At 46.3% G+C, this 14,566-nt stretch carries 14 protein-coding genes; 9 read left to right on the forward strand and 5 right to left on the reverse strand.

Annotation, left to right across the window (positions count from 1 at the left end; all coding sequences use genetic code 11):
- The first annotated feature begins 201 nt into the window (after positions 1-201).
- The 4 genes from AYK67_RS09770 to AYK67_RS09785 all read left to right on the forward strand — a co-directional run bounded on the left by AYK67_RS09770 (position 202) and on the right by AYK67_RS09785 (position 2,660).
- A complete protein-coding gene (locus AYK67_RS09770) occupies positions 202-1,260 on the forward strand; it encodes a flagellar basal body P-ring protein FlgI (protein WP_244266914.1) in 1,059 nt (352 codons plus the stop codon).
- Entirely contained in the window at positions 1,261-1,566 is a 306-nt protein-coding gene (locus tag AYK67_RS09775; protein ID WP_068085693.1) for a rod-binding protein, read from the forward strand.
- The gene (locus tag AYK67_RS09780) at positions 1,566-2,066 is read left to right on the forward strand and encodes a hypothetical protein (protein ID WP_068085695.1); all 501 of its coding nucleotides are present in this window, start codon (positions 1,566-1,568) and stop codon (positions 2,064-2,066) included. Before AYK67_RS09775 ends, AYK67_RS09780 begins: the two co-directional genes overlap by 1 nt.
- 153 nt (positions 2,067-2,219) lie before the next feature.
- Positions 2,220-2,660 (forward strand): hypothetical protein, encoded by a 441-nt coding sequence (locus AYK67_RS09785; protein WP_162265098.1) that lies wholly within the window; start codon positions 2,220-2,222, stop codon positions 2,658-2,660.
- A gap of 145 nt (positions 2,661-2,805) precedes the next feature.
- On the opposite strand, the gene AYK67_RS09790 is transcribed toward AYK67_RS09785, so the two are convergent.
- The gene (locus AYK67_RS09790) at positions 2,806-3,990 is read right to left on the reverse strand and encodes a flagellin N-terminal helical domain-containing protein (protein ID WP_068085704.1); all 1,185 of its coding nucleotides are present in this window, start codon (positions 3,988-3,990) and stop codon (positions 2,806-2,808) included.
- 398 nt (positions 3,991-4,388) lie between these two features.
- Here AYK67_RS09790 and AYK67_RS09795 point away from each other — a divergent pair, with 398 nt between their 5' ends.
- Positions 4,389-4,823: a flagellar biosynthesis repressor FlbT gene (locus AYK67_RS09795; protein WP_068085707.1), complete on the forward strand. Its 435-nt coding sequence runs from the start codon at positions 4,389-4,391 to the stop codon at positions 4,821-4,823.
- Entirely contained in the window at positions 4,765-5,139 is a 375-nt protein-coding gene (gene flaF, locus AYK67_RS09800) for a flagellar biosynthesis regulator FlaF (protein ID WP_082735740.1), read from the forward strand. The genes AYK67_RS09795 and flaF overlap by 59 nt, the downstream gene beginning before the upstream one ends.
- Positions 5,140-5,223: 84 nt before the next feature.
- Here the strand turns inward: flaF and AYK67_RS09805 are convergent, their stop codons facing one another.
- From AYK67_RS09805 to AYK67_RS09815, 3 genes are all read right to left on the reverse strand, one after another.
- Positions 5,224-6,804, reverse strand: coding sequence for a hypothetical protein (locus tag AYK67_RS09805; RefSeq protein WP_068085708.1), 1,581 nt, complete (start codon positions 6,802-6,804; stop codon positions 5,224-5,226).
- Positions 6,805-6,930: 126 nt separating this feature from the next.
- Entirely contained in the window at positions 6,931-8,790 is a 1,860-nt protein-coding gene (flgK, locus tag AYK67_RS09810; protein ID WP_068085712.1) for a flagellar hook-associated protein FlgK, read from the reverse strand.
- Positions 8,791-8,858: 68 nt separating this feature from the next.
- Complete coding sequence (locus AYK67_RS09815; RefSeq protein ID WP_068085714.1) at positions 8,859-10,532, reverse strand: flagellar hook protein FlgE; 1,674 nt, start codon at positions 10,530-10,532, stop codon at positions 8,859-8,861.
- Positions 10,533-10,812: 280 nt separating this feature from the next.
- On the opposite strand from AYK67_RS09815, the gene AYK67_RS09820 reads away from it, so the two are divergent.
- Entirely contained in the window at positions 10,813-11,637 is an 825-nt protein-coding gene (locus AYK67_RS09820) for an AAA family ATPase (protein WP_068085717.1), read from the forward strand.
- Between the two features lie 23 nt (positions 11,638-11,660).
- Positions 11,661-12,302, forward strand: a complete 642-nt coding sequence (locus AYK67_RS09825; protein WP_068085720.1) for a hypothetical protein — start codon at positions 11,661-11,663, stop codon at positions 12,300-12,302.
- A 4-nt stretch (positions 12,303-12,306) separates the two neighbouring features.
- Here the strand turns inward: AYK67_RS09825 and AYK67_RS09830 are convergent, their stop codons facing one another.
- Positions 12,307-13,623, reverse strand: a complete 1,317-nt coding sequence (locus AYK67_RS09830; protein ID WP_068085723.1) for an NAD(P)/FAD-dependent oxidoreductase — start codon at positions 13,621-13,623, stop codon at positions 12,307-12,309.
- A 343-nt stretch (positions 13,624-13,966) separates the two neighbouring features.
- On the opposite strand from AYK67_RS09830, the gene AYK67_RS09835 reads away from it, so the two are divergent.
- Positions 13,967-14,494 (forward strand): SixA phosphatase family protein, encoded by a 528-nt coding sequence (locus tag AYK67_RS09835; RefSeq protein ID WP_068085725.1) that lies wholly within the window; start codon positions 13,967-13,969, stop codon positions 14,492-14,494.
- Positions 14,495-14,566: the final 72 nt, after the last annotated feature.

Genomic DNA, 14,566 nt, shown 5'->3' on the forward strand with positions numbered 1-14,566 from the left:
CTGCACAGCTTTTTAGCTAATCACTGATACACTTCCCAAAACAGTTAAAATTACTCATGCACGAGCACTCATGGCAGGAAACTAAAAACTGGCACGATTTTCGCATAACAATGCTGTTAACTGGCTGTATTGGGGATTATCTTCATGAAACTAAAACAATCTATAGGAATTGCTCTGAAGGTAATTTTTTTCTCATCGATAATGCTATCTTCAGCATTGGCCGCATCTCGCATTAAAGACATTGCAGACTTTGAAGGCATAAGAGAAAACCAGCTTATTGGTTATGGTCTGGTTGTCGGCCTGCAAGGTACCGGCGATAGTTTAACCAACAGCCCATTCACCCGGCAAAGTTTGCAGTCTATGCTGGAAAGGCTTGGTATAAATACAAAACAGGTTGACCTTAAAACAAAAAATATCGCAGCCGTCATGGTTACAGCCAACCTCCCTGCCTTTGCCGCACAAGGCAGCCGAATAGATGTTGCCGTTAGCGCTTTGGGCGATTCCAAAAGCCTGCAAGGTGGCACTTTGCTTGTAACCCCTCTCATTGGCGCCAATGGAGAAACCTACGCTATTGCCCAAGGGCCGGTAACAATTGCCGGTTATCAAGCAAGCGGTGAAGCAGCAACCGTAGTTAAGGGCGTGCCGACCTCCGGCAGGGTAGCCAATGGCGGCTTGGTAGAAAAAGAGGTAGGATTTCAGCTAGCTAGCATGTCGACAGTCCGCATTGCCCTACGAAATCCGGACCTTACAACCTCACGCCGTATTGCCCTGGCCGTAAATGAGCTCATCGGCCTACCAACAGCTGAACCATTAGACCCAGCCACAGTGAAACTAACCTTGCCGCGCCAATATGACGGTAATATCGTTGATCTACTCACCGATATTGAACAACTCGTCATAGAGCCGGACCTTCCTGCCCGTATTGTCATTGACGAGAGCTCTGGCATCATCGTCATGGGTAAGGATGTGAAGGTATCAACAGTAGCTGTAGCACAAGGCAATTTGACTGTTACCATTAGCGAAACACCCCAAGCGTCTCAGCCCGATCCTTTTTCTCTAGGTGAAACTGAAGTGCTACCACGTTCCACCGTAGCTGTAACAGAAGATGAAGCCGACCTCGCTCTCGTTCCCGAAACCATAACTCTCAAAGAACTTGTTGATGGCCTGAATTCTCTCGGAATTGGCCCTCGTGACCTAATCGCCATTTTGCAAGCCATTAAAGCCTCAGGCGCTTTACAAGCAGATATTGAGGTCCTGTAAATGCTTAGACCATCGATACCCTTCCAAACACCTCTGCAGCTTCAAGAAGTGCAATCAAGACTTACACCTGATGATAAGCAGCTTGAAGTAAAGGCGAAAGAGTTCGAAGCAGTTTTCATAAACCAAATGATGCAGTCAATCTTTCAAAACCTTGGCGAAGATTCTACTTTGAGTGCCGGCAAGGGATCTGAAATTTGGCGCTCTATGCTCGTTAACCAGTATGCAGAGCAATTTACAAAGAATGGTGGTTTGGGGTTAACCCCGACTATTCGCCAGCAACTACTAGAAATACAAGAGAACAGTTAATGAGTGACCTGACCAAGGATGCGAACCAAACTGCAGCGGCATTCTATGAAAGCCAATCCATAACAACCAAAGATCAAGCCGAAAAGTTTTGTGAGCGCTTTGAAGTAGCTATGGCTGACCTGCTGGAGGTTATTGAGCAAGAAACACAATTACTAAAAGAAGGTAAGCTTGATTGTTTAAACAACATGGAACCTCAAAAAGCCCACGCCATTGAGAATTATATGAGCGGGATTCGCCTTGCAGGCCAAAACGCAATTGCTCTGGGCAATTTGGCACCCGATATGATTGGCACAATGAAAGAGAATCACGGCAAATTAAAACCTCTATTGATGACCAATCTACAAGTAGTTTCTACAGCAAAATCTGTGACTGATGCAGTCATTGATACCGTAGCAGAAGCTGTAGGTTCTCAATTAAAAACAGCTGGTTACAACTCAAAGGGCACCAAAACAAGCCCATCGAAACAGGCAAGAGGTATAGCATGTAACCGATCTCTATAATATTATCAGTAGCAAACATGATTTTGTTGCTTAGAGTAATTCAAAATACCTAAATTCAATTCTTTAAACTAAGGAATTTTTATATTATAATAACATTGAGGTGGAAATTTTTACTGGAAACAAGCATAAACGCATTACATGGAGTTGAGCGAAATGGAAATTACAGGGCCACGTCCAACGCTAACACAAAATCCTTTAATGGCTGATCCGACAAGCGCAAAGCAGGAGCAACAACAGGTCAAAACCGAGCTTGCGGCTGGACAGGCTGTAACTGCCCTAAAAGAAAACACCGCTACGAGAGCAAGCTCGGAAAAAAGTCATCCTTCAGACACGCGAGCCAACAACCACAATATCAAAGAAGAAGAAGTTAAACTCGTTCGGGAGTATCGTTATGACAACGAATACCGTGACATGGTTTACAAATTAAAGTCTGACCCAAGTGGTGAAGTAATCTTTGAAATTCCGTCCGAGACGTCCCGTAGGATTCGTGGCTATCTAGACAAACTCATCAACTTGCAAGAACAAGGTGTATTTGGCACCGCTTCTAATAAATATACCGATGCTCAAATTCCTCAGGACCTTATGAAGCCCTAAGGATATCCCAAAATTACAGTAGTCGGCGTATGAAACAAGGTGCGATCATCGCACCTTTTTTGTTAGTTCAAAAAATCAATGCTGTTAAATACAAAAGAGCGCAGCCCAAGGCCGCGCTCCAATAAACATCAATGTTTGGTATGACTTAACGGATAAGCTGCAGCACACTCTGGTTAGCTTTCGCAGCCAACGCAAGGGTTGAGGTTGCCAACTGCTGCTGGGTTTGTAGCGCTGCCAAGTTCGCACCTTCCTTATTGGTATCAGCAAGTGTCAACTTACCAGCACCAACTTCTAACGTACTAATCATATCAGCTGTAAAACTTTTGCGGTTTTGCACAACTGAAAGATTGGTACCGAAGGTAGAGGCTTGCGCCCTTAGGGAATCTTGCGCTGTCTTCAGTGAGTTGATTGAATCTTCAATCGCTTTATCTTCAGTCCAGCCATTTTTAACCAAACCTGCAGTACTAGCCGAGTTAAGATCCGCACCAGTTTCACTCGCTTTAGCAGTATAAGTAAACGAAATTTCGTCCTCAACATCACCGGTGATTTTCTTATCTGTGGAATTGACCGTAAAGTCTGTGCCAGATAACTCTTTCATCGCCGCAGTCAAATCACCAATTGTGTTATCAGCAGTTATCTCTACTTCTTTAGTAGTAGCATCATCACCAGTTCCATAAGTAATCTTGATCTTGCCGCCTTCTGCGTAATTATCAAGATCGGCAAGCTTTGTACTTGAATCAAAGGTACCAGTACCTAAAGTAATTGCTCCCGAGTCAAACTTACCTTTTACTAGCTGCTGAACGCTATCAAGTTTCAAGTCACTTGTTGAGCTACTTAGGTCCGTAAAGTCAACTGCTTTAATATCTAGCTTTGACTTACCATCCTCATTAAACTTAACTGTCAGATCGTTACCTGAACCACCAAGCAGGTTCTTACCTTTATAGCCTGAATCTTTAGCCAAAGTTTCAATTTGCGTGCGTAAGTCGTTGAATTCTTTAGAATACTTGGCGCGTTGAGCTTTATCTTCTGTTTGCAAAGCTTGATTAGCTTTACCTTTTGCAGCATCAACAAGCTTTGAAATCGCCTTGATACCCTTATCTGCCGCTGTCAAAGTCGATACAGACTGCCCCATATCATCTTGCAGATTAGACAAATCAGACGCACGGTTATTAAGAGAAGCTGCAGTGAAGTAAGAGTTCGGATTATCAAGCGCAGAGTTTACCTTTTTACCAGTTGAAAGGCGCTCTTGTGTTGAACCGATAAGCTGGGCAGTGGACTGCAAAGTTGAAAGGTTAGAGCGAACTGCTGCGGTTAATGTAATATCAGCCATAATTAATCCCTTTCTAGGATTTTCTTTCTAATTTTGAAAGATCATAGCCCTTCTGGACTATGCGTTACCCACTCAATCTATCGTATATTGCATGCATTCTGCAACCATTTAATTACAACTTAAACTAAACCCATGAAAATTAATAATTTTTATCGATAGGATATACACAAAGCAGTTCAATGGCGCACGAATCATTAAATTTTATAATCCAAACTCATCATAAACGCGTGCATTTTACCTTTTTTGGGTGCTCTTCATAAAACCTCATAAATCTACAATTAAATTAATGAGGGGATGAAAAAGTGAATATGTTTCACTCAAATATAAAACAATGTAAACTGCAAACTAGAGGAGTATATTGGTGAAAATAACTCCATTTGGTTGCACAGGGCTGTTAAATGGCATTGAAAGTAGAGTTAAAACCCGGCGAACAGGTGATCATTGGCGAATCCGTAATCACCAATGGCGGACCGCGTGCCAAGCTCTATATTGAGGGCAACGCCCCCATATTGCGCGAGAAGGATATAATGCGTGCCGAGAACGCCACATCTCCTGCGCAGCGCATATATTTACTTGTTCAGCTAATGTACCTGTCCAACTCGATTGAAGAGTTACAAGACCAATATTTTGAACAAGTAAACCAAATAGTTAAAGCAGCACCAAGCACTTTATCATATCTATCGAACATCAGTGACGCCATATTAGCAGACGATTTGTATGGGGCTTTAAAACGCGCCAAGGAACTGATGACCTATGAAAGGACACTGATCGGCCATGTATCAGCAAGCGACACAAGCCTATCAAAAAGCGGCAACGACGACCACGGATCCTAGAGAACTTGAAGCCGAAATGCTCATGAAAGCAGCCGCTAAACTGTCAGTTCTACTAAATAATGGCGACAACCTTAGCGAAGAGCAACGCAACGAGATTTTGACCTTCAATCGGACCGCTTGGACAATTCTAGCGACAGAAGCCACTGCCGAAGATAACCCGTTACCTATTGAAGTAAAAACAAATATTGGCAATCTAGCCATTTTCACATTCAATGAAACAATTGCATTGTTGGCTGGCCAAGAAACAGATACGTTAGAAACCTTGATCAACATTAACAAGGCAATCGCCGCTGGCCTTAGAGGCCAAACCGCATAAAGGTATAAGGCTGGTTACAATGTCATCGCACCAGCCTTAAAACCAAATTAAATGAGAAATTCTATCCAAAATCAGATTAACAGATCATAACTTCAAATAATCTGACAGGCTTAAGTTTAAGAGTGACGATGTCATTCGATAAGAAGCCTGAAGGTTATTCGTCATTTCTGAGAGCTCAACGGCAACTTGAGTACGATCAACATTCTCAATTTTCCCACTCAGAATTTTATAGGAATTAGATCGCTGAGAAAGCCTTTCCGAACTGTTATTTATAGTGGTTTTAGCCGCACTAATTTCAGTTGCGATTGATTGAACGCCCGATATTTTTGAGTCATTCACTGCCATTGCCCGATCGGTCTTATCTGCAAGAACATTGTAATAGGATTCAGCAATAGCTTTGCTTTGAGCATCCGCCTCGTCTGTCGGTTTAAAATCGGCTGCAATGAAAACAGAAAGGTTTTTCATTTGCTCGGCAAAAGGCTTTTCATTCGCTCTTACCCCGTAACCGACCTTCAAGCCGCGGTCCACCTCAACGATCTTGTCATCACGTACTTTGCTATCCTGCGTATAGCCACGATACCATCCCAGAATTTTTCCATTAGCGTTTTCAAGCAGTTCACCACTGGCATCCGGAAGTTTCGGCACAGCAGGAGAGCGCCCGTCCTCATATAATCCAAAGAATTCATTACCGGCCTGACTGGCTGCCACCGCTTTTAAATCCGTTTGGCCCGCTGTCTTAAGAGCTTGACCAATTGCTGTTTCAAGGCTTTTTGCCGTTTCAAACCGCGCTTTTGCAGGATTACTATTCTTGGAAATAACAAAATTACTAGCCGTAGCTGTCCCTGTCGTCTTTGCACTCAACGCCAAAGTTTTAAATGACCCGTCAGGCAACGACAGCTCAACCTGCACACGATCTCCCTCACGCGGCAATCCGGTGAGCTTGATATCCAAACCGGCAGGAACCGGATTTGCCGGATCTGTCGTTAAATCCGCCGCGCGATAATTCATCGAAATAACAGATGAACTCGCTGTTCCGCCATGAATTTTGAAGCCAAAAGGCGTTTCTTTTGAGCGAGTTAGCTTTACTGTGCTTTCCCCTGTTCCATCACTCGCAGCTGTGTTGACCTTGCCTTTGCCATCACTGCCAAGATGCGCGGAACTAAAACGCGCCATAACATCTTTAAGACCCAGTTTGCCGCCGTGTCCATTCATGATGTGATCGAAAGAGGCAACAGGCTCACTTTCGCTTACTTTGCCGCCATATAAGTTATACCCGGCCACATTTGTATTAAGCTGGCTAATTGTTTCCAAGAGGAGAATTTTTGTTGTCGCTTGCGAGGTCGTTGCACCATCTGTGGTCAATTGATAGTCATTGGGATTGATGGCACTTACGGTTTCAGAACGTAATTTTTCTATTCTCTCCAGCGACTTACCAAGTTGAGTGATATGCGTAGTCGCAATTTCCGAAACACTCTTATAGGCATCAATAGTTGAAATCTCTTGACGCATTTTCAAACTGGTAATGCCATCGGCACCCAAACCACCAAAACTTTCCGTCTTCTTGCCGGTGGTTAGTTGGACCGATAAATCTTCAATTTGCGTCCTTTGCTGGCGCAAAAGTGCCGAAAGGTAGCTGGCAGAACCACTTAAACCAACAACAGACATCCCAAACTCCTTTCAAAACCACGATGAACCACCATATTCAAAACGGCTGCAAAACAGATGCAAAACGGTTCAATTTCAGCTCAACTTCGGTTCAACCTAACGATCAAAACTGCCAGTACGCATCACCTAACGCACCAGAGCCATGAGCTGCTCAAACAATTTGTTACTAGCATTCAAAACGCGTGCATTCGCTGAATATGCATTCTGCAACTGCATGAGATTCACCAACTCGGTATCCACGTCAACTTTGTAGCTGCTTTCATATGCTTTTTGCGAAAGTGATAGTGCGGTTTTAGCCGACGTTAAAGCGCTTTTGGCACTGGTCGCCACCTGCCCTTGCTTGGAAATAACTTCGTTCGCAAAATCGGCGATGGTTCCATGGTAGGGTGCGCCTTGGCCACCAATACCCGACTGTGGGTCAAAATCAATTCGTGTAGAGCTAATAGCCTCGGTTAAAAATTGCGCCCGTGCCTGATCCGCCCCACTTCCACTAGGGTCTTGCCCTTCAAGCAACCCGGGATTAGATAATAACGCATCATTAATAGTTATCCGCTTGGCATACCCAACCTTTTGACCACCATTTTCCAATGCACCGCTATAGGGTGTCCCGCCATTTTCTGAATCATAGAAAACAGGCAGCGCCAAACCGCTTTGACGGGCTGTCGTCTGCGTAGATTTAACCATCAACGAGGTCAACTTTGCCGACGTTGCGCCCGTATCGGCAAAAATTTGTAACTCTCCACTTGCAGGTGCGCTGACTTCAAAACTAGCCCCTAAGGCACTGGCAACTTGACTTTGCAAACTGGCAGCACCGGCAGAAATATCAATCCCGTAAACAATGTCATCAGCTTTGGCCGTAGCACGGCCATCCAGTGGTAGTAAGGATGGGTCAGAAACGGCGACAAAGGTTACATCGCGTGCATTACCATGCGCATCGGTAAACGACATTTCAATTCGGTCACCACTGGTTTTAAAGCCAGAGGCATCCACTTTATAACCAAGTTTCACAGGCGGGCTATTGCCATCATCGCCAGCTACTCCTTGTTTTGTATTGGTCGAAAGTGATTGTGATAATTGAGCGGCAAGCTCATCCAATCTTGCTTGCGCTTCTGGCAACACTTTATCACGTAGTGTCAAGCGTCCGCCAATTGTACCGCCCTTAAAATCTGCTGGCTGCAAAGAACTTCTAGAACCGCTAGGTGAAACCACTTCGACTGGGTTCCCCACCGCACCCGGCCCTAGAGACGCGGAAGATGAAAACGATAATTGTGCAGCTTTCACGTCATACAGAGTTAAACCGGAAACGGTTGAAATACGTAGCTCCCCATCACCGTCGCGGTGAACATCAATATCAAGATACTTGGATAACTCTCCAAGCTTTTGGTCCATTACATCATTCATACCGGCAACCGAGCGACCACTCGCCCGCTCGGCAATAATATCTTTTTCCAAAACCTCGATATCTTTTAATAACAGGTTCGTGCGCTCAACCTCGCTGGTAACCCCGGCCTCAGCCCCTTCGCGCAAACTTTGCACCTGCGCCGAACTGGCATTTAGTTCAGCGGCAAAAGTCCGGGCACTGGAAATCACTTGCGATTGATTGCTTTGCGATTTTGGATCACTCGCCAGTTTAATGAGAGACGAATTAAAATTATTCAATAATTTAGGTAAGCTGGATTCACTATCAATCTTGCCCATATAGTCATCAAGGCGCTTGGTAAAATCGGCAACCACCTGCTCAAAAGCGTTGGAGCTACTTTTTTGCCAATAACTGTCGCGCAACATTTCATCCACTTGCCGTTGCACCTGTGAGCTCACGACAGTTGACGTGGACGAGCTACCCGCATTATTGGCAATAGTCTCTACGCTTTTACGCGTGTAACCAACCGTATTCGCGTTGGCAATATTATCAGAGGTTACGGCAAGCTTACTTTGTGTAGCCCTAAGCCCCGCAAAAGCCGAATGGATAGCAGACCCCAAACTCATGAGAGAACCCTCGCCTACCTGCTGGCTGGCAACAAACAACAACCAGCAAGTGAATCAATAATTTTCATCTATCGTACGATATTCAGCACAGAATCCAACATCTGATTTGCCGTCGATAGAACTTTGGAATTTGCCGAATACGCTTGTTGCGTAATAATCAGCTTTGAGAACTCACCGGCGATATCGGCATTCGAGCTTTCAATGGCCTTGGCCCGTATGGTGCCACCATTACGAAAATCCGGCTCGCCAGAGGTCGGCGTTTTAGAAAATGCCGCGCCATCCATACGCTGCAGTTCTTGCTCAGCAGCAAAAGTGGCAATAGGCACTTTATAAAGTTTTTGCGATTTACCGTTAGAATAGTTGCCGGTAATAAAGCCATCACTGCTAATGCTGGTGGAACGTAGCTCACCCGCCGGATAACCGTTCTGCGCAATATCGGTACCAGTTGCAAAGCCGACCTTATCCTCATATTGCGTCAGCTTGTCCTTACCAAAGTTCAAAACATGGTCACCAGCCGAAACACCATTTACTTCCAGACCGGAAATTAAAATGGCACCATCGGCGGGCGTAACCATCCGCCCTGCTGCATCAAAGGTTACATCACCTACTTTTTTCCATGCAACCGTTGCCCCACTGGCACCTGTGGTATTGTTATAATAAAGCGACCAGTTATCTTCCCGGTTTAACGCCCAGCGCAACTCCACATTCACCGGCGTACCATTCTTGTCATATACAGTAACCGAACCACCTGTAATCGTTGAGTTTAAAAAATTCGTCGAGTTTTGCGCCAAAACCTCATCGGTCGTAATTGCACCACCCGCCGGTTTATTGGAAACAGGGGTGAGTGTTATGTTCGGATTAACACCGCCACCAGTAACGTCATTCGTCAAACTAAAAGCAACATTGGCGTCAATCTTCAGCTTACCATCGCTTTTGATATCGGCGGCAACACCGTTAAATTGATTGAGAAAATCAATATATTCCTTCACCAGAGTATCGCTTTTCACGGAAAGTGTTTTTGTCACACCACCACCGACAGCTGTAATCGTATTACCGGCTACAAAACTGGGTGAATCAACAAGCTTATCGGAAGTGATGAGCACAGTACCGGTACCGTTTTTCAGCTCACTACTTTCATCACTCACGGTTGTCGCAAAAACAGCTGGGTTGATATACTGCGAGTTCGGAACCTTTTGATTGTAGCGCGCCGTTGATGGCGTTGAAGGCAGGTTAGCCTGATAAGTGATTTTATCTGACGGCTTAGCCGGCATGGGTAGGTCGGCAATTTGTATAGGGGCAAGTTTATCACCCGTAGCCCCCGTCTCCGCGGATACCTCATAACCCTGCAAATAATAACCGCCGGTATTGACAAGGTAGCGACTTAAATTCAGTTCAAAATCACCGGCTCTTGTATAAAATTTATCGGGTGTTGTTTGACTAAGGCCCGATTGGTTCGTCACCACAAAGTAACCCTTACCATTAATGGCCATATGGGTATCTTTACTGGAACCGCGAATATCACCTTGCAGAGCATTGGTCGCTTGCGAACTGGCAAGCACAGTACCGGCCACCTGAAGGCTTTGTTTGGAACCTGCACCCGACACCAAATCACTGAAACTGGTATCCAGTCGCTTGTAACCCGTCGTTGCCGAATTCGCCACGTTACCTGAAATGTTCTCCAGCGCTTTAGATTGGGCATCAAGCCCGGTCGTCGCCGAATTAATTGCACCATAAATACTCATAGGTGACCCCTAATAGATCGCAAATTTTATCTAAGGCTTGGCTAAGCAATTGCCATGCCAATAAATAGATTATGTGAAATCAATGAATTACAAAAACATTTCGCGGCTGACTGTAGTAGGGAACCCGGCGCAGCGGGCAATATCTGCCCACTAGGGAGAATCTACCTAGTGCTGTATGCGTCAAAAGACCTAGGCGAGAGCCGGCAAACATCGCGATTAACAATTGCAGCCTTCCACATGCTCAAGTAGTCTGCCAGCCGTTGAAGAGCAGAGGACAAGAATGCAGTTTCAAGGTACATCTAGCTACGTCGCAACCGAAGATCTCTCGATTGCCGTTAATGCAGCCATTACACTAGGACGCCCCCTACTGGTCAAGGGCGAACCGGGGACAGGCAAAACAGCCCTTGCCGAGGAAATAGCCAGTTCACTAGGCCGCGAGCTGCTCGAATGGCACATAAAATCCACCACCAAGGCCCAGCAGGGCCTGTACGAGTACGATGCAGTATCAAGGCTTCGCGACAGCCAATTGGGTGACCCTCGCGTTGAAGATATCAAAAACTACATCAAAAAGGGTAGACTGTGGCAAGCCTTTGAAATGGAAACGCCACCGGTTTTACTTATCGACGAGATTGATAAGGCGGATATTGAGTTTCCCAACGATCTGCTGCAAGAGCTTGATCGCATGGAATTTCATGTTTACGAAACCGGCCAGACGATCAAAGCCCAAAAACGCCCGATTGTCATTATCACCTCTAACAATGAAAAAGACCTGCCCGACGCATTCCTGCGCCGCTGCTTCTTTCATTTTATCCGCTTCCCCGACGCGCAAACCATGGCACAAATCGTCAAGGTTCACCACGGCGATATAAAAGAGCGTTTACTAGAGGCCGCCCTAAAAAGCTTCTACGATCTGCGCAGCACACAAGGATTAAAGAAAAAGCCGTCAACTTCTGAGCTCATCGACTGGATTAAACTGCTATTAAACGAAGATATTGATCCGCAGACCTTGGAAGAAATCAACAGCACAACCACCGCCCTGCCCTTGAATGGAGCTCTGTTAAAAAACGAGCAGGACCTGCAACGCTTTGTACCCATAGCCGATTAAGGCCGCCAAGAATAACCAAAATAATGATCATAAAAAAAAGCAACAACACACGCCCCAACTGCTGGCAGCGAATACAGCTCACTGTCAGCCACTTCCTGCTTGCGCTTGGCATATTTATGGCACTGAACCTCATAGCTTCCCACGCTTTAGCCGATGAACGCGCCTCGGAAGGGGTTTTGTACCGCCCCTATGATCTGCGCTCGGGCTGGCGCAAACAACTCAACGCCTTAACCCATTTTAACGGCATGAGCTGTCCCGACTGGCTATTGGGGCTGGAACGGGTTGCCATATTACCGGACAACCGCCATTTGGGTATCGGCTGTAAATACGAAAGCAATGACGCCAATTTACTGGCGATCTTCCGCCAGCATAACAAGGGCGATGCACTGCCCATGATGGCAACCCTGACCCAGAATTACGCGCAAAGCGGCTTTAAAGCCCTTGCCGACAACAAGCTTTATAAAGGCATTACTTTTATCACTGGCCACAGCAAAACCAGCTCCACCTATGAATCTCTTTGGATTTTTGAAGGGAGTACAAACGATTACAGCCTTTGGGTGGCCCAACGTGCGCCGGTTTTTCCGCAAGAAACCGATAAAATACTGCAAGCCTTTTTTGATCGGGCCAAATTAATAGACACCAAAAGCCGGCAACCTCAGCAATAGAAGGTTAGCGCTTCGCCCGCCGCCATTGCGGCATCATAACCCCTTCTTCAAGCCGATCAGCCATTTGCAGGCGATAATATTCCATCTGTGCAACGGCCCGCCCCATCATACCACCGTTCCAGGAGGCCCCGTAGGAGGCAAACAGCTTCCAACGCTCGTCGCCCTCGGCAATGCCACTAGCAACCAGTGCTCCCCCCATGGCGGTTGTATTCAAACCATGTCCGCCAAAACCGGTCAGCGCCCAAAGCCCCGGCTTGACCTCGCCAATAACGGGCATTTTGTGACGTGCATAACCCATTAACCCGGACCAGGAAAACTCGATCGGGCACTCACCAAGTGCCGGGTATACATCTTGAATATGGCCGCGCAGCATCTCTGCCAAATGCGCTGGCTCCTCACGCCGCGTGGTAATATGCCCACCCCACAGCAAGCGGTCTTGGTCCACAACCCGGTAATAATCACCCGCACGCCGCGTATCGGCAATGCAGCCCGGAAAACGAATAGCCGCTTTCAACATATCACCGAGTTTTGCCGTGGTGATAACATAGCTCGCAACCGGAACCATGCTTTGGTCAACGCTTTTGCAGGCACCGTTCAGCACACCATAGGCGCTCGTTGCCATAATGACACTCTCGCAATGCACACACCCTAAAGGCGTATGCACGCGCCAACCGGCCCCAACCCCTTTAACTCGTTGCGCAAGAGTGGCCTCAAAGATCCGCCCACCAAGGCGGATAACCTTGCGCTTTAATGCCTCCACATAGGACAGCGGATTGATATGAAATGGACTTTGGTCATAAAGCCCGAAATGGTAACGCTCGGTAGATAAAACACTTTGCAATTGCGGCTGATCCCACAATTGCAGTTCAACGCCATAGTTCTGCCCAAGGTGATCGCGCTGCCTGAGTAACTGGTCTTGATTGCCATGCCGTTGCACTTTTAACCAGCCGGTACCCGCAACAATATGTTTTATGTTCTCCTGAACAATTGTTTGCCGCACATAGTTAACACCCCCGCGTGAAAGGCGGTAGAGCGTGCGAGCATTATCAAGACCCACTTTTTTTTCAATAAGCGACAACCGCTCGGAGAACCCGGAGGAAACAAAGCCGCCATTGCGCCCGGACGCGCCCCAGCCAACACGCTCGGCCTCTAAAACAACCACATGCCGTCCGCGCTTCAAAAGCTCTATGGCGCAAGTAAGCCCGGCCAAACCGCCCCCGACAATGCAAATATCACTATGAAACTTACCAACCAGTTCTGGTTGATGAGGAGAATTCCCGCAGTGAGCTGCATAAAATGAAGCAACGTGAGTTGACTGCACTTAAGTTAGTCCCGATGGTCAATATTATTGTTTGATTCCCAACAACTTCAAATAGCAAATATAGTTATTCACCCTTAGGCCTGTTGCTTAAATTGCCCACAGTCAAGCCATATTATTACAAAGGAATAGTATCTACAGGTTGCTTTCTAAAGTCGTCATTGGCTAAAACTTTTCTTAGGCTTCGTCAAGCTTTATGGTAAATCTAAGGCAAACTGACCACTTTTTCTTTTTTATTAAAATCATCCTCACATAATGTAAGGTAACTAAATATGTGAGGGGTGTTGATTAACAACTCGCCAAACCTCTATAAAGCCATAACAGCATTTCTCCAAGGAGCCTTAAGATGTTGAGACTCATACTGATCCGCCACGCCAAATCTGATTGGGGAGATGCACGCCTAGAGGATCATAAGCGCCCGTTAAATGAAGAGGGCTTCAAGGCGGCAAAGGCACTGGCAAACCACATGCGCAGCCATAATTTGATTCCCGATCAAATTATCTGTTCAACGGCCTTAAGAACACGCCAAACCTTGCAACCCATGCTTGAGTGTTTGCAAGAAAGTTGCCGTATCAGCCTGCTTGAAGACCTCTACGATCCCAAGCAAAGCGACTACCTTGAAAGCATCGGCGCATTTGGCGGACTGGCCTGCACGCTAATGCTCATCGGCCATTTACCGGCGATACAGCAAACCGCACTGGATTTATGTGGCACGGGCAACCCGCAACTTATTGAAGAGATCGAGCATAGTTTTCCCACTGCTGCCATGGCGATTATAGATTTTGAACGCGCCAGGTGGTCAGAGCTTGCCCGCCAAGATGGCCGTATTGTTTCCTTCATTCGCCCCAAGCAAATGGATACAATAACAACATAAGCCAAACGCCATCTAACAGAAAAGAATTTGCAATTTCATGCCCTTGTCCCCAAATAGAATTGGGGAGACCAA

The sequence above is a fragment of the Polycladidibacter stylochi genome (assembly GCF_001562055.1).
Taxonomy (GTDB): domain Bacteria; phylum Pseudomonadota; class Alphaproteobacteria; order Rhizobiales; family Stappiaceae; genus Pseudovibrio; species Pseudovibrio stylochi.

Coding starts and splice junctions, on each gene's coding strand:
- AYK67_RS09770 (WP_244266914.1), top strand. CDS start 202: ATGCTATCTTCAGCATTGGCCGCATCTCGCATTAAAGACATTGCAGAC.
- AYK67_RS09775 (WP_068085693.1), top strand. CDS start 1,261: ATGCTTAGACCATCGATACCCTTCCAAACACCTCTGCAGCTTCAAGAA.
- AYK67_RS09780 (WP_068085695.1), top strand. CDS start 1,566: ATGAGTGACCTGACCAAGGATGCGAACCAAACTGCAGCGGCATTCTAT.
- AYK67_RS09785 (WP_162265098.1), top strand. CDS start 2,220: ATGGAAATTACAGGGCCACGTCCAACGCTAACACAAAATCCTTTAATG.
- AYK67_RS09790 (WP_068085704.1), bottom strand. CDS start 3,990: ATGGCTGATATTACATTAACCGCAGCAGTTCGCTCTAACCTTTCAACT.
- AYK67_RS09795 (WP_068085707.1), top strand. CDS start 4,389: ATGGCATTGAAAGTAGAGTTAAAACCCGGCGAACAGGTGATCATTGGC.
- flaF (WP_082735740.1), top strand. CDS start 4,765: ATGTATCAGCAAGCGACACAAGCCTATCAAAAAGCGGCAACGACGACC.
- AYK67_RS09805 (WP_068085708.1), bottom strand. CDS start 6,804: ATGTCTGTTGTTGGTTTAAGTGGTTCTGCCAGCTACCTTTCGGCACTT.
- flgK (WP_068085712.1), bottom strand. CDS start 8,790: ATGAGTTTGGGGTCTGCTATCCATTCGGCTTTTGCGGGGCTTAGGGCT.
- AYK67_RS09815 (WP_068085714.1), bottom strand. CDS start 10,532: ATGAGTATTTATGGTGCAATTAATTCGGCGACGACCGGGCTTGATGCC.
- AYK67_RS09820 (WP_068085717.1), top strand. CDS start 10,813: ATGCAGTTTCAAGGTACATCTAGCTACGTCGCAACCGAAGATCTCTCG.
- AYK67_RS09825 (WP_068085720.1), top strand. CDS start 11,661: ATGATCATAAAAAAAAGCAACAACACACGCCCCAACTGCTGGCAGCGA.
- AYK67_RS09835 (WP_068085725.1), top strand. CDS start 13,967: ATGTTGAGACTCATACTGATCCGCCACGCCAAATCTGATTGGGGAGAT.